The sequence below is a fragment of the Streptodolium elevatio genome (assembly GCF_040649515.1).
Classification (GTDB): domain Bacteria; phylum Actinomycetota; class Actinomycetes; order Streptomycetales; family Streptomycetaceae; genus Yinghuangia; species Yinghuangia elevatio.
Window position 1 is genome coordinate 83,903 of record NZ_JBEZFP010000014.1, and the last position, 19,885, is coordinate 103,787.

General features: G+C 71.7%; 19 protein-coding genes. 10 read left to right on the top strand and 9 right to left on the bottom strand.

Translation table 11 applies throughout. The features are described from left to right. The first annotated feature begins 334 nt into the window (after nucleotides 1-334). Nucleotides 335-1,351, top strand: coding sequence for a serine hydrolase (locus AB0C36_RS08250; protein WP_358351036.1), 1,017 nt, complete (start codon nucleotides 335-337; stop codon nucleotides 1,349-1,351). A 4-nt stretch (nucleotides 1,352-1,355) separates the two neighbouring features. On the opposite strand, the gene AB0C36_RS08255 is transcribed toward AB0C36_RS08250, so the two are convergent. Beyond that, complete coding sequence (locus AB0C36_RS08255; protein ID WP_358351039.1) at nucleotides 1,356-2,099, bottom strand: hypothetical protein; 744 nt, start codon at nucleotides 2,097-2,099, stop codon at nucleotides 1,356-1,358. Between the two features lie 61 nt (nucleotides 2,100-2,160). Beyond that, nucleotides 2,161-3,153: a hypothetical protein gene (locus tag AB0C36_RS08260; protein ID WP_358351042.1), complete on the bottom strand. Its 993-nt coding sequence runs from the start codon at nucleotides 3,151-3,153 to the stop codon at nucleotides 2,161-2,163. Between the two features lie 227 nt (nucleotides 3,154-3,380). On the opposite strand from AB0C36_RS08260, the gene AB0C36_RS08265 reads away from it, so the two are divergent. Next, nucleotides 3,381-3,953, top strand: coding sequence for a SigE family RNA polymerase sigma factor (locus tag AB0C36_RS08265; protein ID WP_358351045.1), 573 nt, complete (start codon nucleotides 3,381-3,383; stop codon nucleotides 3,951-3,953). Next, nucleotides 3,940-4,926 carry a DUF4232 domain-containing protein gene (locus tag AB0C36_RS08270; protein WP_358351047.1) on the top strand — a complete coding sequence of 329 codons (987 nt, stop codon included), beginning with the start codon at nucleotides 3,940-3,942 and terminating at the stop codon, nucleotides 4,924-4,926. The genes AB0C36_RS08265 and AB0C36_RS08270 overlap by 14 nt, the downstream gene beginning before the upstream one ends. Before the next feature lie 76 nt (nucleotides 4,927-5,002). Here the strand turns inward: AB0C36_RS08270 and AB0C36_RS08275 are convergent, their stop codons facing one another. Together AB0C36_RS08275 and AB0C36_RS08280 are read right to left on the bottom strand one after the other, a co-directional pair. Next, on the bottom strand, nucleotides 5,003-6,235 hold the full coding sequence (locus tag AB0C36_RS08275) for an MFS transporter (RefSeq protein ID WP_358351050.1): 1,233 nt from the start codon (nucleotides 6,233-6,235) through the stop codon (nucleotides 5,003-5,005). A gap of 142 nt (nucleotides 6,236-6,377) precedes the next feature. Then, nucleotides 6,378-7,370 carry an alpha/beta fold hydrolase gene (locus tag AB0C36_RS08280; RefSeq protein WP_358351052.1) on the bottom strand — a complete coding sequence of 331 codons (993 nt, stop codon included), beginning with the start codon at nucleotides 7,368-7,370 and terminating at the stop codon, nucleotides 6,378-6,380. Between the two features lie 143 nt (nucleotides 7,371-7,513). Here AB0C36_RS08280 and AB0C36_RS08285 point away from each other — a divergent pair, with 143 nt between their 5' ends. The 7 genes from AB0C36_RS08285 (at nucleotide 7,514) to AB0C36_RS08315 (ending at nucleotide 15,877) form a co-directional block, all read left to right on the top strand. Next, the gene (locus AB0C36_RS08285) at nucleotides 7,514-8,188 is read left to right on the top strand and encodes a helix-turn-helix domain-containing protein (RefSeq protein ID WP_358351055.1); all 675 of its coding nucleotides are present in this window, start codon (nucleotides 7,514-7,516) and stop codon (nucleotides 8,186-8,188) included. Nucleotides 8,189-8,342: 154 nt separating this feature from the next. Further along, a complete protein-coding gene (locus AB0C36_RS08290) occupies nucleotides 8,343-9,911 on the top strand; it encodes an alkaline phosphatase D family protein (protein WP_358351058.1) in 1,569 nt (522 codons plus the stop codon). A 103-nt stretch (nucleotides 9,912-10,014) separates the two neighbouring features. Then, nucleotides 10,015-10,809 (top strand): class I SAM-dependent methyltransferase, encoded by a 795-nt coding sequence (locus AB0C36_RS08295; RefSeq protein ID WP_358351060.1) that lies wholly within the window; start codon nucleotides 10,015-10,017, stop codon nucleotides 10,807-10,809. A 126-nt stretch (nucleotides 10,810-10,935) separates the two neighbouring features. Next, nucleotides 10,936-11,928: a YobF C-terminal domain-containing protein gene (locus tag AB0C36_RS08300; protein ID WP_358351063.1), complete on the top strand. Its 993-nt coding sequence runs from the start codon at nucleotides 10,936-10,938 to the stop codon at nucleotides 11,926-11,928. Between the two features lie 45 nt (nucleotides 11,929-11,973). Beyond that, nucleotides 11,974-12,960 (top strand): alpha/beta fold hydrolase, encoded by a 987-nt coding sequence (locus AB0C36_RS08305; protein WP_358351065.1) that lies wholly within the window; start codon nucleotides 11,974-11,976, stop codon nucleotides 12,958-12,960. A 367-nt stretch (nucleotides 12,961-13,327) separates the two neighbouring features. Continuing rightward, entirely contained in the window at nucleotides 13,328-14,380 is a 1,053-nt protein-coding gene (locus AB0C36_RS08310) for a selina-4(15),7(11)-diene synthase (RefSeq protein ID WP_358351068.1), read from the top strand. 105 nt (nucleotides 14,381-14,485) lie between these two features. After that, nucleotides 14,486-15,877: a cytochrome P450 gene (locus AB0C36_RS08315; RefSeq protein ID WP_358351071.1), complete on the top strand. Its 1,392-nt coding sequence runs from the start codon at nucleotides 14,486-14,488 to the stop codon at nucleotides 15,875-15,877. 74 nt (nucleotides 15,878-15,951) lie between these two features. Here AB0C36_RS08315 and AB0C36_RS08320 read toward each other — a convergent pair whose 3' ends face one another. From AB0C36_RS08320 to AB0C36_RS08340, 5 genes are all read right to left on the bottom strand, one after another. Continuing rightward, nucleotides 15,952-17,556, bottom strand: a complete 1,605-nt coding sequence (locus AB0C36_RS08320; protein ID WP_358351074.1) for a cytochrome P450 — start codon at nucleotides 17,554-17,556, stop codon at nucleotides 15,952-15,954. Continuing rightward, on the bottom strand, nucleotides 17,553-18,200 hold the full coding sequence (locus AB0C36_RS08325) for a GTP-binding protein (protein ID WP_358351077.1): 648 nt from the start codon (nucleotides 18,198-18,200) through the stop codon (nucleotides 17,553-17,555). Before AB0C36_RS08325 ends, AB0C36_RS08320 begins: the two co-directional genes overlap by 4 nt. Then, nucleotides 18,181-18,543 carry a DUF742 domain-containing protein gene (locus AB0C36_RS08330; protein WP_358351080.1) on the bottom strand — a complete coding sequence of 121 codons (363 nt, stop codon included), beginning with the start codon at nucleotides 18,541-18,543 and terminating at the stop codon, nucleotides 18,181-18,183. Before AB0C36_RS08330 ends, AB0C36_RS08325 begins: the two co-directional genes overlap by 20 nt. Next, nucleotides 18,540-18,950, bottom strand: coding sequence for a roadblock/LC7 domain-containing protein (locus AB0C36_RS08335; protein ID WP_435839008.1), 411 nt, complete (start codon nucleotides 18,948-18,950; stop codon nucleotides 18,540-18,542). The genes AB0C36_RS08330 and AB0C36_RS08335 overlap by 4 nt, the downstream gene beginning before the upstream one ends. Continuing rightward, a partial coding sequence (locus AB0C36_RS08340) for a sensor histidine kinase (protein WP_358351083.1) occupies nucleotides 18,950-19,885 on the bottom strand: 936 nt, incomplete at its 5' end. The genes AB0C36_RS08340 and AB0C36_RS08335, both read right to left, overlap by 1 nt.

The window sequence follows — 19,885 nt, forward strand, 5'->3', positions numbered from 1 at the left end:
GTTCTGTGGGCCGCGCGGTCGGCCTGGAGTTCGACAACGCCCTCGTCCGGCAGATCACCGAGGTGAGCGGCCTGAAGATGGAGCGGGACGTCATCGGGCTCAAGCAGAACGCGTTGGACGGCAAGTACGCGATCAAGAAGCTCCCGTCCGCCCCAAGGGCGACGAGGCCACCGTCGAAACCCCCGGGCCCCCGCCCCCGGCCTCCGACCCGGGCCCTCGCGCGTCAGATGCCACTGCCGGGGTCCGGCCCGCGGCGGCGCGGCCTTGCGTTGTTCTCATGCGGCGTTAAGACGGCCCTCACGACAACCCCAGGCCGGCTCGCGACCGTCGGGTCATGCCCCGCAAACACCGCCGCCCTCGAATACGCCTGTCGACGCTGCCGCTGGCCTTCCTGCTCGGCCTCGTCGCCGTCGTCGCGGTGCTGTTCGTGACGCCGCTAGGCCGGGTCGGCGGGGACGCCGGGGGCGACACCGCGGGCCTGGTGGTCGCCGAGTCCGCGACCCCGCCGGAATCCACCGCCGGGGCCCCGGCCGCCGACTCCGAGCCGGACGGCGAGGCCCAGCCGGACGACGGCACCCAGTCTGACGACGCCCAGTCGGACGCCGCCCTGGAGGCCGCGGTCTCCGACGCGCTCGACGGCACCTGGAGCGGCGAGCTCTCGGTCGCGGTCCTCGACACCGCCGACGGGCGCACGGCCGAGGTGAACGGCGAACGCGCCTACGTCTCGGCCAGCATCGCCAAGGTCGACATCCTCGCCGCCCTGCTGCTCCAGGCCCAGCAGGAGGACCGCGCCCTGACCGCGGACGAGAAGGCGTCCGCCTCGGCGATGATCCGGCAGAGCGACAACGACGCGGCGTTCGCCCTGTGGAGCGCCCTCGGCGGTGCGCCCGCCCTCGAGGCGGCCAACGCCCGGCTCGGTCTGGCCGAGACCAACCCGGACACCGAGACCTGGGGCCTGGACACGACCACCGTCGGCGACCAACTGCGCCTGCTGGCCGCCCTGACCGCGGAGTCGTCGCCGCTGAGCGCCGCTTCGCGGGCGTACGCGCTGGGCCTGATGGAGGCGGTCGCGGAGGACCAGGCCTGGGGTGTCTCGGCCGCCGCGGACCCCGGGCAAGGGGCCGCCGGATCCGAGGGCCCGGCGCTGAAGAACGGCTGGCTCCCCCGCAACACCACCGGCCTGTGGGTGGTCAACAGCATCGGCCGGATCGTCCACGACGGACACGAACTGCTGGTGGCCGTCCTCTCCGACGGCCACGCCTCGATGGCCGCCGGAGTCACCAGAGTGGAGTCCGCGGCGGAGGCGGCCGCCGAGACCCTGGTCTCGATGACGGCCGCACCCGGCGAGTGAACCGTCAGTTGCCCTGTGCCTCGTCGACCCGCTTGTTGAACTCGGCTTCCTCGATGACCTGGTCGGCCGGCGGCGCGGAGACCTCGCACTTGTCGGTCTTGGTGAAGACCGTCTCCTCGCGCTCCTTGCCGCCGACGGTCTCCTCGACCTGGCCCACGATGACCGGCTCGCCCTTCGCGGCGATGTAGTACGTCTTCTTGACCTTGTCGCCGTCTTCGTCCCGCTCCTGGACCAGGGGGACCACGTCCTTGCCCTGGAACGTCGTCACGGCGCCCTTGGTGACGTTGTCGGTCTTGCCGTCGAAGAAGTCGACGGTCGCCGCGTCCCCCGGCTCCGGCTCGCTCTTGACGAACTTGCCCTCGGACGCCTGCTCGAACAGGTCCGCGACCCTCGCGTCCCCCGGCCTTCCGGCGAACTGCGCCCAGCCCAGCGGTGTCGCCTTGATGTACCGGACGCGGCCGACCTCGAGCATCTCGGCCGACTCGTCACCCAGTTTCAGCGTGCCCTTGACGTCCTTGGTCTTCATCACGGCACACGCGTCGATGCCGATCGGGTTGCCGTTCTCGTCCGTTCCGGAGCCCTTGTTGGACAGGAACTCGATCTTGTCCATCGCGGCCACGGCCTGGTCCGCCAGGGCCTTGGCCTCGGTCTTGGTGTTGTCCTGCTCCTCGTCGTCACCGCAGGCGGTGAGACCCACAAGCGCGAGGACCGTGACGGACACGGCGGCGGCAAAACGGCGAGTACGCATGGCAGAAGACTCCGTCAAATCGGGGACCCGGGCTTTGTCGATCACTATGTCAAACGCGGCGTCACAAGCCCGCGCCGCCCGTCGCCGTGCCGCCGGGGACCGGGCTGTCCGAGGCGTCGCCGGTGGCGCCCTCTTCGTCGAGGTCCATGTCTCCGAAGTCGAAGTCGAAGACCTTGCCCTCGACCGCTTCGTAGGCGGCCTTGTCCACGAGCTGGTCCGCCGGCGGCACCTTGACGCCGCACGAGCCGCCGCCCGAGGTCAACTTGAAGTCGACCTTGTCGGCGGTGCCGGGAGTCTCGTACGTGAGGCGCACCGGGATCTGCTTGCCCTTCTCCGGTACGTACACCGTGGTGACCTCGTCGGTGTCCTCGTCCGTGACGCTCAGCGGGATGACCTGCTTGCCCTCGTACTCGACCGGCTCGCCCTTGACGACCTTGCCGTAGTCGTCGCCGAACAGCTCCCGGATGTCGGTGAAGTCCGCGAACCCGCCCGCGCCGTCGTCGTCTTCGTCCCCGCCCGCGGAGTCGGACGACTCGCCGCCGAACGGATCGGTGGCGGACGCCTCGGGAGCGGGCGAGGCGGTGTCGTCGGAGGACTCCGCCTCGTTCATGATCCAGCGGCCGTCGACCAGGGCCAGCAGCTGGTCGTACGCGGCCCGGTCGACCTTCACCTCGCCGCTGTCCAGGTCGAACAGCATCGAGTACCACGCGTCCCAGGACGCGCGCGAACCCTTCACGTACTCCTTGCCGTCGACGAGCAGGACCTCGAGTTCGGCCTTGTCGTACGAGAATTTCCCCTTCAGCGTCTCGTCGGACGTGAAGCACATCTCCGCACTCAGGTCCATGGTCTCGCCGTCGCCGAAGTCGACGGTACCGCCGCCGGTGATGCGGACCGTCTCGGTCTCCTTGACCTTCTGCTGCGTCTGCTGCGCAAGCGTCTTGGCGTCCACCGTCAGGTTGCTCGCCTCACCGGCCTTCTCCGTGCCGCAGGCGGACATGGCCAACATGGCCATGCCGGCGGCGGTGGCGACGGCGGCTATTCGGGCAGAACGCACAAATACTCCCAGGTCAGGACGAGGACTCGGCGCAGACCCGCGGTTCGCGTCTGCGCCGGAAGTGAACCAAGAGGAAGCTATCGCAAGGGAAAAATCCGCCACAGTCGGTTTCACCACGCGGGCGGGCGCCTTCGCGCCGCTCCCTCTCCGCCTTGCCGCAAGGAACCCGGGCCGCCGTGCAACGCGGACGGCCCGAATGCGTGTTTGTGGGGGTAGGGAGGTACGGGGTGAGACCTGATGATGCGGCTGCGTTCCAGGAGTTCGTCCGATCGCGGTGGCCGAGGCTGGTGCGGACGGCGTACCTGATGACCGGCGACTACGCGGAGGCCGAGGACGTGGCGCAGACGGCGCTGGCGCGTGCGGGTGCCTCGTGGCGGCGGATCCAGGCGAGCGAGCGGCCGGACGCGTACGTCCGCCGGATCCTCGTCAACTGCAACAACAACCGGTTCCGCCGGAAGCGGCCGACGCTGGTGTTCGGGGACAAGCCCGTGGACGTCCCCGGGCCGGATCCGACCCACCGCGTCGATCAGCGGGAGGCCCTGCGTGACGCGCTGCTCAGGCTGCCGCCCCGGCAGCGCGCGGCGGTCGTCCTGCGCTATTGGGAGGACCTTCCGGAGGCCGAAGTCGCCCTGGTCATGGGCTGCTCGGTCGGCACGGTGAAGAGCCAGGCGGCGCGCGGGCTGGACAAGCTCCGCGCTGATCCCGCCCTTTCGGACGTCGCCCCGATGGACGGTGCGGCCGGCCTCCCGCCGTCCGCGGGAAGGCAGGCACAGAGGGAGAAGCAGCATGGACGCGTCTGAGCACCGCTCGGGCGGCGGCACCGGTACCGGCACCGCGGCGGAGGCCTGGCTGCAGGCGCAGCTCAACGCCCATGCCGACGAATTCGTCGTCATGCCACCGGACTTCGCGCGCATCGACGCCCGCCACCACGGCATCCGGCGCCGCAGGGCGGCGCTGGTGGCGTGCGCGGCTTCGGTGCTGACCGTTTCGACGATGATGGCCGCGGTCGCGCTGACGGGCGGCGGAGGCGAGGCCGAAGTGACGACGCCGCCGACGCTCCTCGTCCCGACGCCGTCCGCGGAGACCGCACCGGCCACGCCCGCGCCGTCGACGAGCGCGCCGGCCACGATCCCGTCCACCACCGAACCTCCGCGGCCCGCCCCCACCGGCACAGGCGGCACCGCACCCCCCTCGTCCGGCGCCCCGAACCCGACGGGAACGGCGGCACCCACCGGCGGGACCGCGACGACCCGCGCCCCGGCGCGCCCCGGGGGCGGTTCCGGCGACCCGAGTACGCCGGGCACCTCCGGCACCTCCACCACGTCGGGCGGCAACGGCACCGCGGCGTGCACCGACAAGAACGTCCGGATCAGCATGTCCACCACCGAGGACTCGTCGAACCACGTGCTCCTGACGGCGACCAACATCGGCGCGACGAGCTGCACGCTCTACTACCACCCGCAGGTCGTGCTCGGGGACCGGCACCCCACGCCGCCCATGGAGTCGCCCGCGAAGGCGCTCGCCACGATCGCGCCGGGCCAGAAGGCGTACGCGGGCGTACGCCTGTGGAACGACGGGGACACTCCGCCGGAGCACCCGGTGAAGTCGTTCGCCGTGAACCTCCAGGGCCGGGTCGCGAACACTCCCGCGGGCCACCCGATCGATGTCCAGGTCCCGCGCGAGATCATCGCGCTCGACGTCGGCACGAACCCGCTCAGCACCTTGTGGAACACCGACGTCGACGCGGTCAACAGGTACCTGTACGCCCGCTGACCGCCGGTCGCCGCGTGCCGCGTCTTTCGTGTCCCGTATGGGCGGCCTTCACAACGACGAGGCGGCGCCGCCGGGTTCAGTGGGCGTCCGGCTGTTCCTGCCGCCCGGCGGCCGCGGGCCCGGCGGCCGCGACCGGATGGCGGAGCAGGTAGAAGCCCGCGGTCGACACCAGGAACGCCATGCAGGCGATGAACACCAGGCCCGCGCCTTCCAGACCGATCGGCTCCACCAGGAGTCCGACCCCGATGACCGGCACCGAGATGCCGAAGTAGGCCACCACGAACAACGCGGAGATCACCGCCGCACGCCGCTCCGGCTCGGTCGCGCCCGCCACCGCGGACATCGCCGCCCGGAACGACAGCCCCTGCCCGGCCCCGCCGACGACCGCGCTCAGCACCACCAGCGCCAGCAGGTCCCACACGAGCGCGCCCGCGAGCAGCGCCAGCCCGACCAGCAGGGCCGCGCAGCCCAGCGGCAACGACCGGGTCACCCCCACCCATCCGACGGCCAGTTGCCCGGCGGTCGAGGAGAAGAACGCCAGCGCGACGACCAGCCCGGTGAGCGCGTGGTTGTGCACGTCCAGGGACTCGGCGAGGAACGCCGGGCTGACCGCGGTGAACACACCGAACAGGGCGAACCCGACGAAGGACGCGATCGCCGCGGGACCGAACACCGCCCGCACCGACGGCGGCAGGGCGGGCCGCTGGGGGCGTACGGTGTGCAGCGGCCGCCGGTCCCGCACCGTCTCCGGAAGCCACAGCAGGATCACCGCGGAGCAGACCGCCACCAGGCCCAGGTGCACGATGAACGGCAGGTACAGCGGCCATTCGGCGTACTGGGCCAGTACGCCGGCGAGCAGCGGGCCGCAGCCCAGACCGCCCATGTTGGCGGCGGTCGCGACGAACGTGGCCCGCGAGCCACCGGCCTTCGGCGCCAGCTCGATCACGTACGCGGTCGCCGCGCCGGTGAACAGCCCGGCGGACAGCCCCGACAGCAGGCGGCCCGCGTACAGCCAGCCCAGCGCGGTGGCAGCCAGGAAGCAGGCGGCGCTCGCGGCCGCGAACACCATGCCCCACAGGAGCACCGGACGCCGGCCCACCGCGTCCGAGGCGTTGCCCGCCAGGAGGAGCGTGCCGATCACCCCGGCGGCGTAGACGGCGTAGACGACGGTCACCGTGAGCTCGGAGAACCCGAACTTGTCCTGGTAGAGGGGGTACAGCGGAGTCGGCAGCGTGGTGCCGGCCATGCACACGGCGAACACCGCGCCCGCGGTCAGACAGGCGGGCCACCCTCGAAGATCACCGTGCATGGTCCCGACGGTAACTTCGCGCGCTCCCGCACCCGCTCCGGCACGCCGCCACTCCCGGGCGGTCCCGCCGTGCGCCGCGCGGAAGGCGAGGGTTGGCGCCCTCCGCCTCGGGGCCGTCACGCCGTCGGTCTCATCGGGCGGCTCACGCCGTCGGCGCCGCGGAGTTCAGCCAGGTGATCAGGAGGTCGTTGACCTCGTCGGGGCGTTCCTGCTGGACCCAGTGCCCGCAACCGTCCAACAGGTGCGAGGAGACCAGGCCCGGCAGCGTGGCCGGGTACGCCTTGATCGCGTCGGCCATCCAGATGGTGGAAGCGTCCAGCGCTCCGCCGATGAACAGGGACGGCTGCCTGACGGGAGCGCCGTTGTACCGGGAGAGGTCCTCCCAGTCGCGGTCCATGTTGCGGTAGCGGTTGAGTGCCCCGGTCATGCCGGTGCGCTCGAACTCCCCGGCGTACACGTCGAGATCGTCCTCGGTCAGCCAGCCGGGCAGCCGGTCGGTCGGGAAGCGGTCGCGCAGTCGGCCGCCGCGGCCGACGAAGTGCGGGTCGGGTGCGTCCTGCGCGGGCATGGTGTCGGCGGACAGCGCCGCGAAGAAGCCCGCGAGCCAGCCGCGGACGTCGGGTTCCATCTCGGTCTCGGCCCGGCCGGGCTCCTGGAAGTACGAGACGTAGAACTCCTCGTCGCCGCCCATCCCGGCGAAGACGTCGGTGGGACGGGGGCCGCCGGGCGGGGCGTAGGGCACGCTCAGCAGCCCGACCGCGCGGAACACCTCGGGGTGCACGAGTGCGGAAGCGGCCGCGATGTTCGAGCCCCAGTCGTGCCCGACGATCACCGCCGATTCCTCACCCAGGGCCCGCACCACCGCGAGGTTGTCCTCGACGAGGGCGAGCATGCGGTAGTCGCGGGTCGCGGCGGGCTTGGAGGACCGGCCGTAGCCGCGTACGTCGAGGGCCGCCGCCCGGTAGCCCGCCGCCGCGAGGGCCGGGAGCTGGTTCCGCCACGAGTACCAGGACTCGGGGAAGCCGTGGACGAGCAGCACCAGCGGTCCGGTGCCCTGCTCGACCAGGTGCAGCCTTCCGGCGGGTGCCTCGACCGTGCGGTGGCGCGGGTCTGCGGCGGATACGGACCGGTGCATGGCTTCTCCTCGTGCCCGGGGTGGATGCGGCGACCCACCGATCATGCGTCGCCGCCGCCAGCCGACGCGACCTTGCCTTGCCATTCCGGCAAACTAGGAGGCCAGAGGGGTGAAAGCAGAGGGTCGGGAAGGTGCGGGCGAGCATGACGGACGACGGCATTGGAGACGTGCTGGCAGCGTTGGGCCCGCGGCTGCGGACCGTACGCGAGCGACACGGTGCGACCCTCAGCGACGTGGGCCGGGCGACCGGCGTCCCGCTCAGCACGCTCTCGCGGTTCGAGAACGGCCGACGCACGCCGGGCCTGGCGATGCTGCTGCGGTTGGCGCAGGTGTACGGCGTCTCGCTGGACGAGCTGACCGGCACCGACACCGATCATGGTCACGGCCACGACCACGACCAGGGCACCGAGAGCGGCGCGGCGGCCGCCGTCTCCTCCCCGAAACGGAACCCCCCGCGAACCACCGCGCCGCGGCGCGCCGTTCCGGACAAGGCGATGGTCCCGCTGACCCGGTACGTCGGCGGCCTGCACGCCCACAAGCACGTCCTGCCCGCCCGCGGTGAACCGCCGCGGCGACCCGCCCAGGTGTCCCACGAAGGGTACGAATGGCTGTGCGTGCTCTACGGGAAGCTGTGGCTGGCGCTCGGCGGGCACGACCTGGTCCTCACCGCCGGGGAGGTCGTCGAGTTCGACACCCGTACCGCGCACGGGCTCGCCAACGCCGCACCCGACGAACCGGTCGAGTACCTGATCATGTTCGGGCCGCAGGGCGAACGCCTGCGGCAGCGCACCCCGCCCGGCGGCCGACCGCAAGGCTGAGGAGACCGTAGGGCGGACCACGGACGGGCCGGCGCGCACACCCGAACGGGCGACCAGTGCGGGCAGCCGGTGCGCCAAGCGGACGGCCAGACCTCACGGCCCGGCAAACCGCCGTTGGTCGCACGGTCGCCGAACGCCACTACACACGTCTCCTATGACCCCTGCGGAGAGAAATTTCGACCGAAGGACCCTGCTGCGCACCGGCACCGCCGTCGGGGCGGGCCTGGCGATCACCCCCGTCGTCGGTGCCGCCTCGGCAGGCGCGGCCACCTCCGACTCGGGCCCGGGCCTCGTGCTGCCCGGTCGGCCCGGCCTCAGCCACGGCGTGCAGAGCGGCGACGCGACCGCCGACTCCGCGATCGTCTGGGGGCGCGCCGACCGCCCGGGCCGGCTCGTCGTCGAGTACTCCACCCGCCCCGACCTGCGCGGCGCGGCCCGTGTGCGCGGCCCGTGGCTGACCCCGGAGAACGACCTGACCGGCCGCGTCCGGCTGCGCGGGCTGCCGTCCGGGCGTCGCGTCCACTACCGCGTCCACGTCGAGGGCGAGCGCGATGCCGCCGGGCAGGCGGTGGTCGGCTCGCTGGTCACCGCGCCGCACGAACACCAGCGCGCCGACGTACGGTTCGTGTGGTCGGGCGACACGGTCGGGCAGGGCTGGGGCATCAACCCCGACATCGGCGGCATGACGATCTTCGAGCAGATGCGGCGGCTCCGCCCCGATTTCTTCCTCAACAGCGGCGACACCGTCTACTCCGACGGGCCGCTCGTCGAGTCGGTGGCGCTGCCGGACGGGCGAATCTGGCGCAACCTGACCACTCCGGAGAAGTCCAAGGTCGCGGAGAGCCTCACCGAGTACCGCGGGCAGTTCGCGTACAACCTGCTCGACGCGAACTACCGGGCGCTCGCCGCCGAGGTCGCGCAGGTGGTCCAGTGGGACGACCACGAGGTGCGCAACAACTGGTTCCCGGGCCAGGTCATCGACGACGCCCGCTACACCGAGAAGCGCGTCGACGTCCTCGCGGCGCGCGCCAAGCGGGCGTTCCACGAGTGGATGCCGATCGGCGACGACCGCATCTACCGCAAGCTGTCGTACGGGCGGCACCTGGACGTGTTCGTGCTCGACATGCGCACCTACAAGGACCCCAACGACAGCAACCGCTACGCCGATCCCGAGCGCGGGCTGCTGGGCGAACGGCAGCGGCGCTGGCTGATCGAGGGTCTGTCGCAAAGCCGCGCCACCTGGAAGGTCATCGCCGCCGACCTGCCGCTCGGCCTGATCGTGCCGGACGGCGCAAACCTCGAGGGCGTCGCGCAGGGCGACAACGGCGCGCCGCTGGGCCGCGAACTGGAGTTCGCCGAGGTGCTGCGCACCGCGCAGCGGCGCGGCGTACGCGGAATCGTCTTCCTGACGGCGGACGTCCACTACACGGCCGCGCATCATTACGACCCGTCGCGGGCCGCGTTCAAGGACTTCGATCCGTTCTGGGAGTTCGTCTCCGGGCCGCTCAACGCGGGCGCGTTCGGGCCGAACGCACTGGACGGCACGTTCGGCCCGAAGGCCGAGTTCGTGCACGCCCCGCCGCGCGCGAACGCCTCGCCGATGGAGGGCTTCCAGCACTTCGGCGAGGTCGAGATCGACGGACCGAGCGGCGATCTGACCGTCCGCCTCCGCGACGGCGCCTCGACCGTCCTGTGGAGCACCACCCTGCGCCCCAAACGCTGACCGCGGACCACCCCCAGCGCGGGACCCTCGACGGTGCCCCGCGCCGGGGCGGAGCGGCCCCATGTAGGTTCCTTTGTACGCAGGGGACTTCGGAGGTGCGCGCGTGAACGGGGACGGAACACGTCCGGGGGCCTGGCTGACGCCGGAGGCGGCCACGACGTTCGGGGCGGCAGCCTCCGCGTACGCCGCGCATCGGCCCGGATACCCGCGGGATGCGGTGCGTTGGGCACTGGGCGACGCCTACCGCCCCGGGATGCGCGTGCTGGACCTGGCCGCCGGAACCGGCAAAGTCAGCGAGGCGCTGGCGGGGTTGCCCGTCGAGGTGGTCGCCGTGGACCCCGATCCGGCGATGCTGGCGGAACTGCGCCGCAGCCTGCCCGGTCGACCGGCGCTACGCGGATCCGCCGAGCGAATCCCTTTGGCGGACGCCGGCTTCGACGCCGTCCTGGTCGGGCAGGCGTTTCACTGGTTCGACCAGGTCGCGGCCATGGCCGAGATCCGTCGCGTCCTCCGTCCGGGCGGGCTGTTGGCCGCGATGTGGAATGTGTGGGACGACGGCGGCGACTGGGTGCGCGGCCTTGCCGACGTCAGCGGCAACCAGATCACCGTCTCGGGATGGCTTCGGCATGCCGACGTCCCCCGGCATCCCGCCTTCCTGCCGCCCGTGCGGGCGGAGTTCCGGCATACGCCGACGCAGACGGTCGAGTCCATTCTCGCCATGGTCTCCACGTACTCCTACGTGATCGCCTTGGCCGACGACCAGCGCGCGGCGTTCACCGATCGTGTGGAGGCCTACTTGCGGACCGCTACCGCCCCACCAGGACACGCGTTCGCGATTCCCCACGTGACGTCTGTCGTCCGCACGGCCGCGGCACCCGTCGCGGGCGACCGGTCCTGACGTCGGCGTACCGCGGCACCGGTACGGGGACCGGCGAAATCGGCGCCGCCCGGTGCGGTTGACCCTCTCGTCGTGTCACCCCTTCTACTCGGTCCTCGTGGTCCCGTCGATCGAGGAGTGGCGCACATGTTCGCGTATTCAGGTTCCGGCCCCTACTGCTACACGCATTCGCTCGGAATGGTGCTCGGCTCGGAAGCTCCCGCGCCGGGGGTGATCGAGACGCTGACCGGGGCTCCCTTCGGTGTGCAGTTGCTCGCGGGGACCGTACCGCTGTTCGATCCGCTGGGCTGGGACCCGGAGTTGGGCGTCGACGCGGCGCTCGGCCTGCTCGGCTGGACGTGCGTCCGCGAGGCGGGCGGTACGGAGAAGGAGGCGGTCGGCCGGCTGCGGAAAGCGGTCGCTGGCGGCCCGGTGATGGTCGGGCCCGTGGACATGGGCCTGCTGCTCTACCAGCCCGGGACCCCCTTCGGCAGCGGCGACGACATCGCGGACCACTACGTCGTGGTGGTCGACGTCGGCGCGGAGACGGTGGTGATGCACGACCCGCACGGGCACCCGTTCGCGACGTTGCCGGTGGCGGAGTTCGCGGCGGCGTGGCGGGCCGAGGCGGTGGAGTACATCGACCGGCCGTACGTCATGCGCCACTCCTTCGTCCGGGAGCGCGTCGTCCCCGAGCCGGACGCGCTGCGCGCCGCGATGCCGCAGGCCGTCGCCTGGCTGGGCAACTCGGGCGAGTCCCGCGCGACGGCCGGTTCGATCGGCGGCGCGGCGGCCGTCGAGGCACTGGCCGACCAGGTCCGACGCGGACTCGCGCCGCAGGTACGCACGCTGCTGCGAGTTTTCGGGGTGCGGGTCGGCGCGCGGCGCCTCGCCGACGCCGCCGCATGCCTGGCCCGGCTGGACCTGGCCGACGCGGCCGCCGTCGCCGCGCGGCAGGCTCGGATCGTCGGCGCACTGCAGTACCCGCTCGTGACCGGCGACGACCGCGCGCTCGAAGCGGGTCTGCGGCTGCTGGCCCCGACATACGAGAACCTGCGTATCGAGATCGCGCGATCCCGGGCACAATCGCTGCGACCGTCTGCCGACTGTGCCCCGGCTCCCGCCGTCGACGGCGGGTGAGGGGCGCACCCGGCTCCACGTCCGCCGAGAGAGGCACCGCCCAGCATGTCCTTGGTCTATGACGTACGCCTGCGCCCCGCCCAGCCGCCCACGCCCGCCGCGGACGCCTTCACCGTGCACCGCGGCGAAGTCCCGGCGACGGAAGGGCGTGACGGCCTGGAGATCGCGTACGTCCGGGAAGGGGTGGGCGGTTACCCCCTGCTCCTCCTGCACGGCTATCCGGAGACCAAGCGGATCTGGTGGCGCAACATCCGGCCCTTGGCCGAGGCCGGTTACGAGGTCATCGTCCCCGACCTGCGCGGCTTCGGGGACTCCGACCTCTCGGCGGACGACGTGTACGACCTCGCCGCCTACAGCCGGGACCTCCACCTCCTCGTGCACGGTGTCCTGGGGCACGAGCGCTGCGGGGTCGTCGCGGGTGACGTGGGCGGGGCGACCGCCGTCGACCTCGTCCACCGTTACCCGGGCTTCGTCGACAAGCTGGTCTACTTCAACACCGCGCCGCCGGCGATCTTCGAGGAGTACGCGGCGGCGGGCATCGACGTGTCCGCCATCCGCACCTTCGCGGACGGCCCGACCGCCGACTACCGGTACCGCCAGGGCGCGACTCCCGACGACCTTGCCGCCGAACTGGACACCCCGGCCAAGCGGCGCCGCTACATCGGGGAGATGTACGGCCACCGGCTCTGGGCATCCCCCGGCACCTTCACGCCCGAGGACATCGACTTCATGACGGAGCCGTTCGCCTCGGACGAGCGGCTGCGGGCCAGTTGGGCGGTCTACCAGCTCGCCTACGGCCGACGGGCGAGCGAACCGCCGCTGATGTCCGGCAAGGTGTCCGTCCCGACGATGATCCTCTACGGCATGGACGACAACGTGGTCGGTCCGGATTTCCTGCACACCAGCGAGGTCGCCTTCACCGACCGGACCGGACCCGTCGTGCTGCCGGGCGCCGGGCACTTCCTCCAGTGGGAACGGGCCGACCTCGTCAACGGGCTCGTCATCGCGTACTTCGGCGACCGGCGCGGGTAGCCGGTTCCGGCAAGGTAGACGGCGTCGACGGGGCCGCCGGCGGAGGTTCGCGTACGGTCGGCGGCTCCCGGCGAGTCCCCCGGACGCGCGGCCCCTCGGCTCGATTGCGTCGGCCGGGCGCGTACGGACAGCAACAGCGTTCAGTCAGCGACAAGTTGCCGTCGTGGCTGGGATGCGACCGAGGTACGGGAGCGACGTGCGAGTTCTGGCAGACCGTCACACACCGTGACTCAGTGTCGACATCGGCCTTCCGAATCTGACCGAAAAACCCTGTGGGTTTCCGCAAAAGTTGATCACGCCACCAAGATCGACAACGCTAGTGTCGCGTTCGTCCTCAGCCGCGCGGCTTACCCAAGGTGATCGACAAATGTCGCAGAGACTGACCGTCCCCCCGATCTACTCGCCGTTCGAGCCCGCCATCCACCCGAGCCATGCTGTCATCGACCAGCAGACCAGCGCGTGGGCCGAGAAGTTCGGCATCGGCTCCGAGGATCTCCGTACCCGGCTCGTCACCCACGAGATCGGCGCGTTCGCGGCCCGCATCCTGCCGGACGGCCGTGAGGAAGTCGTCGGCATCCTGTCCGACTTCGTCATGTGGCTGTTCGGCGTCGACGACGGATGCTGCGAGGAGGGCATCGCCGGTGCCGACCCGCACGACCTCGTCCCGGTACTGTCGCGGCTGATCCGCGTCGCGCAGAACCCCGAGGCGCCGATGCTGCCCGACGACCCGCTCGCCCGGGGCATGCGGGACTTACGCGGCCGCATCGCGGCGCACGCCACCGCCGCCCAGGCCACCCGGTGGGTGGACGGCCTGCGCGAGTACTTCCTGTCCCTGGTGTGGGAGGCCGCGCACCGCAGCCGCGGCACGATGCCCGCGCTCGCCGACTACACGATGATGCGGCTGTACGACGGCGCCGCGTCGATCATCTCGCCGGTCCTGGAGTTCGCGTACGGCTACGAACTCGCGCAGAACGACCGGGACGCGCACACCGTGCGGGCGTTGGCGGAGATGGCGTACTTCGTCATCTCGTGGGACAACGACATCTTCTCCTTCCACAAGGAGAGCCGGGCCGACCGCTTCGTCCTGAACGTGATCAAGGTCCTGGAGCACGAGTACGGAATCACGCCGCAGCAGGCGATGTCCGTGGCCATCTCGCAACGCGACCGCGTGCTCTGGCTGTTCCTGCGACTCCGCGAGCGGCTGCTGACCTCGGCGGGCCCGGAGCTGCGGACGTACCTGCTGAGCCTGGGCACGTTCATACGCGCCACCCAGGACTGGAGCATCTCGTCACGGCGCTACACCACGCCCGACGACCCCGCGAACTTGCCCACCAACTTCGCCGACACGCCGACCGACACCAGCAACGAACCGCTCCCGATCTCGCCGATCGCCTGGTGGTGGGGGCTCCTCCCGGACTGACCCGTTCGGACCGGCGGTTCCGCACGGGTCCGGCTCCGCGCCGACCGTCCGGACCGCGTACCCCGCCACGACCCGTGTCGCCCCCTCGTGACAAGGAGTTCCGCGATGACGACCGAACTTCGGTCGGTTCCGCGCGCACCCGGACGCCTTCCTCTCCTCGGCCACATCCTGCCGCTGGCCCGCCGCCCGTTCGCCTTCATCGGCGACCTACGGGACGTCGGCGCAATCGTTCGCGTCGAACTGGGCACGTCCCCCGTCTACTTCCTCACCACCCCCGAGGTGATCAACGAAGTCGTCGTGGGCCAGGCCCGCTCGTTCGAGAAGGGCCGATTGATCGACCGGGCCCGCGAGTTCACCGGGAACGGCCTGCTCAACTCCGACAACGCCACCAACCGGCAGCGTCGGCGGCTGGTTCAGCCGATGCTCCACCGTGCCCGCATCCAGGAGTACTCGGCCGCGATGGTCGCGCACGCACAGGCGCTCACCGACTCCTTCGAGGCGGGCCGCGTCGTGGACGTCCACCTGGCGATGTACGAGTACACCATCAACACTGTCACCACGTCGCTGTTCTCCAGCCATGCCGACACCGCGGCAATCGACGTCATCCGCCACCAAGTGCCCTTTCTGCTCAAAGGCGTCATGGCCCGGGCGGCGTTGCCGGCGCTGCTGGGCCGCATTCCCGTGCGCGCCAACCGCGAGTTCGACCGGGCCGTGCGCGACGTGCGCGAGGTCATCGACCAACTCGTCGCAGGCGCCCGCAAGAACCCCGACGACAGCCCGGACTTCCTCTCGACCCTGATCGCCGCACGCGACGACGAGAGCGGCGCGGTGCTCTCCGACGAGGAAGTCCGCGACGAACTCGTCACCGTCCTCATCGGCGGCACGGACACCACCGCATCGACGCTCGCCTGGACCTTCCACGAACTCGCGCACGACCCCGAGGCCGAGGCACGCGTCCTCGACGAGGTCGACACGGTGGTCGGCGAAGGCACCATCGGCTTCGCGGACATCCCGCGCCTGACCTACCTGCCCCATGTCCTGAACGAGGTCACGCGACTGCACGCGATACCGGTGCTGATGCGCCGGGCCGTGCAGGACGTCGAGTTGGCGGGGGTGCGGATCCCGGCGGGCACCGAACTCGCGTTCAGCCCGCATGCCGTCCACCGCGACCCGCGGATCTACTCGGACCCCGACCGCTTCGTGCCGGAGCGCTGGGAGGGGGCGGGCAGCCGGTCCCGCACCGGCACCGAGTTCCTCCCGTTCAGCACCGGGCCGCGCAAATGTCCCGGGGAGGCGTACGCCCGCATGGAGATGCCGATCGCGCTCGCGACCATCTTGTCCCGGTGGCGGTTGCGGCCCGCGTCGGACCAGCCGGTACGCGAGGTGCTCGCCGCCGTCCCACGGCCGAACAGCCTTCTGATGAAGCCGGTTGCCCGACAGGCCGGCGACCCGAGCCTGGCCGCCGTGCTCCCGGAGGCCGGCCGGCGCTCCGGGTAGGGGCGAAGCCCGACAGGAACACACGAATGCCCGGCTCCTAACCTCGGGTTGGGAGCCGGGCATTCGCAAGGACCTCAGCCGCGGCGTCGCACCCGGCCGATCAGCCGCCGCCACAGCGAAGGCCGACGCGACGTCAGGACGGGCGATGGGACCGCAGCTTGTCCGGGCGTGGCCACACTCGGCCGGGCGGAAGCGCGACCCTCCGGTTCCGTCGCGCCGGGCCCCCCGGTCACCGCGGGGGTGGGCTCCGTGACCGTGGCGGGCGCCGCTGTGGAGGCATGCGCCGTGGTCGTCACCGCGGGGGTGACCGCGGCGGGCGTTGCCGAAGCCGACGGCTTGCCTGCCCCCGAATACCCGGCTTCCCCGGCCTTCGCGGTCGGCGGCTGCGGCGTGAACTGCACCGGCAGCGCGGTCAGGTGCCGCGAGAGCCAGGTGGACACCGAAACCAGTTCGTCCTCCGGCACCGTGACGTGGATGTCCGGCAGACGGCTCAGCAGGACGTCCACCGCGGTCTCGGTGATGGCCCGGCCGATGTCCTGCCCCGGGCACTCGTGCGGACCGCCGCTGAACGCGAGATGCGACCGGTTGCCGTGCATCGGCACGGTCAGGTCGGGGCGGATCTCGGGGTCCACGTTGCCCGCCGCCAGCCCGAGGAGCAGCATGTCCCCCGCCCTGATGTGCGCGTCGCCGAGCTGCGTGTCGCCCACGGCCCAGCGAGCGGGGCACACCATGGTGGAGGGCTCGTCCCACAGCACCTGCTCCACCGCGTCCGGGAGCGTCATCCGTGCCCCGGCCAGCGACGCGCGGAACCGCGGATCGCTCAGCACCAGGCGGAGCGTGTTGCTGATGCAGACAGTGGTGTTCTGGTTCGCGGCGGCCAGCATCATGCGCGAATGCTGGACGACCTCTTCGTCGGTGAGGCCGGCCGGGTGCTCCATCAGCCACGAGCCGATGTCGTACCCCGGCTGATCGCGCTTGCGCGGGATGTGCTGCTGGAGGGTCTCGACGACGAACTCGTTGCTCTGGAAGGCGGTGTCGGTACCGCGTACCAGGTCCAGCACGGCTTCGGTCAGCCGCGGACCGTACTCGTCCGGTATGCCGAACAGCTGCGTCATGACCAGCATCGGCAGCTGTTCGGCGAACTGTCCGACCAGGTCCGCTTCGCCCTCGGCGCAGAACGTGTCGATGAGCTGGTTCGCGAAACGGGTGACGTGCCGGCGTACGCCGCGGCGGTCCAGCTGGTCGAGGCTGTCGGTCACCGCCTTGCGGAGGCGCTGGTGCTCCTCGCCGTCCAGGAAGACCACCAGCGGCTGCCAGCCGAGCATCGGCAGCAGCGGTGATTCCGCGTCGACTTCGCCGCGGTTGAAGGATCCCCAGTTCCGCGAGTCGCGGGAGAAGCGGTTCGGGGTGCGGACCACTTCGAGGTTCTCGCGGTAGCCCAGGACCAGCCACGCCGGCAGGTCGCCCTCGACCAGTACGGGTGCCACCGGGCCGTAGCGGGCGCGCAGTTGCTCGTACACGCCCATCGGGTCGGACTGGTGGTCGGGGCTGTTGAGCCGGACGACGTCCGGGTCCACGGCGGCCGCGGCGCCGGCGTGCGCCGGACACCCGGGGGGCGGGACCAGCGCGTCGGTCGCCGTGCCGCCGTGCCGGGCTCCGTCGGTGGGAGTGCTGCTCATCGTGTCTCCGTCTGTGCGAGCGTCATCGCGTGCAGGTAGCGCGTCAGTTCGAGCAGAACATCCCGGCTGGACGTCCGGTTGCGTGCATCGCAGTCGACCATCGGGACCCAGTCGGGCAGGTCCAACGCCTCACGCAGCTCGGCCAGTTCGTGCCGTGGAGCGTCCGGGAAGGCGTTGACCGCGACGACGAACGGCATGCGGCGGTCCTCAAGGCGGCTGATGATGTCGAAGCTGACCTCCAGGCGGCGTGCGTCGACCAGGACGACCGCCCCCAGGGCTCCGTCGAAGAGTCCGTTCCACAGGAACCAGAACCGCTCCTGGCCCGGGGTGCCGAACAGGTAGAGCACCAGGCGTTCGTTGAGGCTGATGCGTCCGAAGTCCATGGCGACCGTGGTCTCGGTCTTGTCCTCGATGCCCGCGACATGGTCGACGCCCTCGCCGGCCCGCGTCATCGTCTCCTCGGTGGTCAGCGGCCGGATCTCGCTGACCGCCCGGACCATCGTGGTCTTGCCGACGCCGAAGCCGCCCACGATCACGATCTTCACGGCCGTGGTGACCGTCTCGGGCAGCGCGTCCTGCGGACGCGGGCCGACGGGCTCACCGGGAGACGCGCCGGGGACCGGGTCAGAGATTCTGTAGTCCATGCATCACCGCCTCGAGTAGTTCGGCGTCGGGCAGCGACGCGGCCGGGATCGGCGGCCGGGCCTCCACCCGGCCGTCGGCGAGCAGGTCGACGAGCAACACCATGACCACGCTCGCGGGTAAGGACAGGTACGCGGAGATCTCCGCCACGGACAGCGGGTACCCGCACATCCGCACGATGGCGGCCTGCTCGGGTTGCAGGGCCGGGTCGGGCGACGACCGCGACACGATCAGGGTGACCAGGTCCAACTGCTCCCGGGCGGCCGAGCCGCTGCGGCCGCCGGTGAGGACGTACAGCCGCTCGGGGGAGCCCTCTCCCCAGTCGAGTCGTCGCGGTCCGCTCATGTGCCCCGCCCGGCGGCGGTGGCCCGCGGCGGGCTGCTCAGGTGCTCTCCGATCCGTGCCACCAGATCGCGCATGCGCTGTCCCATCAGCCCCGCGTCCACGCCCTCGTCGGCGAGCACCGCGAGGTACGCCCCGGTCCCGGCGGCCATCAGGTAGAAGAAGCCGCCGTCCATCTCGATGACGACGAGCCGCATCTGCCCGTCGCCGTTGGGCAGTTCCAGCGCGATGGCGGCCGACAGGCTCTGCAGCCCGGCGCACGCGGCCGCGATGCGGTCGGCGGTGTCGACGTCGCAGCCGTGCTGGGCGATGCACAGACCGTCCGCCGACAGCACGACCACGTGCCGGGTCTGCGGGACGCCGTCGGCGAGGTCCTTGAGGATCCAGTCCAGATCGGCTCTCTTCTGCATCACCGCTCACCTTCATTCTGGGGCGTGCCGTCGAGCACGTCCGCGGTCCCGGTGCCGCCGTCGGAGGCGGTCGGGGCGGCGGTGTCACCCGAGACGGCACCGTGGAACGCAGCGAGCCACAGCCCGGGTTCGGGAGCCGAGTCGGCTGCCGGGGACGCCGAGTCGTCCTGCGAAGGCGTCGCGGGCCGCGCCCCGCCGCCCGCCGCCGGGTTGGCACCGGCGCTGCCCGGCCGACCTGTGTCGGGCGGACCCGCCGTCCGCACCGGCGGCACCAGGCGCGGCGGTTCGGCGGGGGTCCTGCGGTGTCGCTGCGGCAGCCCGTTGGCGGTACGCCCGCGCGGCGCACTCTCCACCGGCGCTGCCGAAATGCGCGCCGGGCCGCCGGCCACCGTTCGGGCGGCGGGCAGCGCCGCCAGCCCGGGGGCGGCACCGGAGACCACGGACACCGGTGCGGTGGTGAGGAGTTCCTTGGGTACGACGAGGATCGCGCGGACGCCGCCGTACGCCGACGGCCGCAGCGACACCCGGAAATTGTGCTCCTGTGCGAGCCTTCCCACGACCGCGAGCCCGAGGCGCGGGGACTCGCCCAGGTCGGCGAGGTCGAGCCCGGCGGACGCCTCTTCGAGCAGCCGCTCGACGCGGCGGCGGGCCTCTTCGGAAAGCCCGATGCCGCCGTCCTCGATCTCGACCGCGACGCCGGACTGCACCTCGCTCGCGCTCACCCGCACGACGGTCTTGGGCGGGGAGTAGCGCGTGGCGTTGTCCAGGAGTTCGGCCAGCGCGTGGATCAGCGGCTCGACGGAGGAGCCGACGACGGCGACCTCGGTGACGGCCGTCAGTTCGACGCGCGGGTAGTCGGTGATGCGGGAGACCGCGCCGCGCAGCACGCTGTAGAGCGGGACGTTGTTCTGCCACTGGCGGCCGGGCCGCGCGCC

What these genes read in the sequence shown, in the direction of transcription:
- AB0C36_RS08320 (WP_358351074.1), bottom strand. Translation starts at nt 17,556, where the DNA reads ATGAGCAGCACTCCCACCGACGGAGCCCGGCACGGCGGCACGGCGACC.
- AB0C36_RS08250 (WP_358351036.1), top strand. Translation starts at nt 335, where the DNA reads ATGCCCCGCAAACACCGCCGCCCTCGAATACGCCTGTCGACGCTGCCG.
- AB0C36_RS08280 (WP_358351052.1), bottom strand. Translation starts at nt 7,370, where the DNA reads ATGCACCGGTCCGTATCCGCCGCAGACCCGCGCCACCGCACGGTCGAG.
- AB0C36_RS08275 (WP_358351050.1), bottom strand. Translation starts at nt 6,235, where the DNA reads ATGCACGGTGATCTTCGAGGGTGGCCCGCCTGTCTGACCGCGGGCGCG.
- AB0C36_RS08270 (WP_358351047.1), top strand. Translation starts at nt 3,940, where the DNA reads ATGGACGCGTCTGAGCACCGCTCGGGCGGCGGCACCGGTACCGGCACC.
- AB0C36_RS08290 (WP_358351058.1), top strand. Translation starts at nt 8,343, where the DNA reads ATGACCCCTGCGGAGAGAAATTTCGACCGAAGGACCCTGCTGCGCACC.
- AB0C36_RS08300 (WP_358351063.1), top strand. Translation starts at nt 10,936, where the DNA reads ATGTTCGCGTATTCAGGTTCCGGCCCCTACTGCTACACGCATTCGCTC.
- AB0C36_RS08310 (WP_358351068.1), top strand. Translation starts at nt 13,328, where the DNA reads ATGTCGCAGAGACTGACCGTCCCCCCGATCTACTCGCCGTTCGAGCCC.
- AB0C36_RS08335 (WP_435839008.1), bottom strand. Translation starts at nt 18,950, where the DNA reads ATGCAGAAGAGAGCCGATCTGGACTGGATCCTCAAGGACCTCGCCGAC.
- AB0C36_RS08325 (WP_358351077.1), bottom strand. Translation starts at nt 18,200, where the DNA reads ATGGACTACAGAATCTCTGACCCGGTCCCCGGCGCGTCTCCCGGTGAG.
- AB0C36_RS08315 (WP_358351071.1), top strand. Translation starts at nt 14,486, where the DNA reads ATGACGACCGAACTTCGGTCGGTTCCGCGCGCACCCGGACGCCTTCCT.
- AB0C36_RS08285 (WP_358351055.1), top strand. Translation starts at nt 7,514, where the DNA reads ATGACGGACGACGGCATTGGAGACGTGCTGGCAGCGTTGGGCCCGCGG.
- AB0C36_RS08305 (WP_358351065.1), top strand. Translation starts at nt 11,974, where the DNA reads ATGTCCTTGGTCTATGACGTACGCCTGCGCCCCGCCCAGCCGCCCACG.
- AB0C36_RS08255 (WP_358351039.1), bottom strand. Translation starts at nt 2,099, where the DNA reads ATGCGTACTCGCCGTTTTGCCGCCGCCGTGTCCGTCACGGTCCTCGCG.
- AB0C36_RS08330 (WP_358351080.1), bottom strand. Translation starts at nt 18,543, where the DNA reads ATGAGCGGACCGCGACGACTCGACTGGGGAGAGGGCTCCCCCGAGCGG.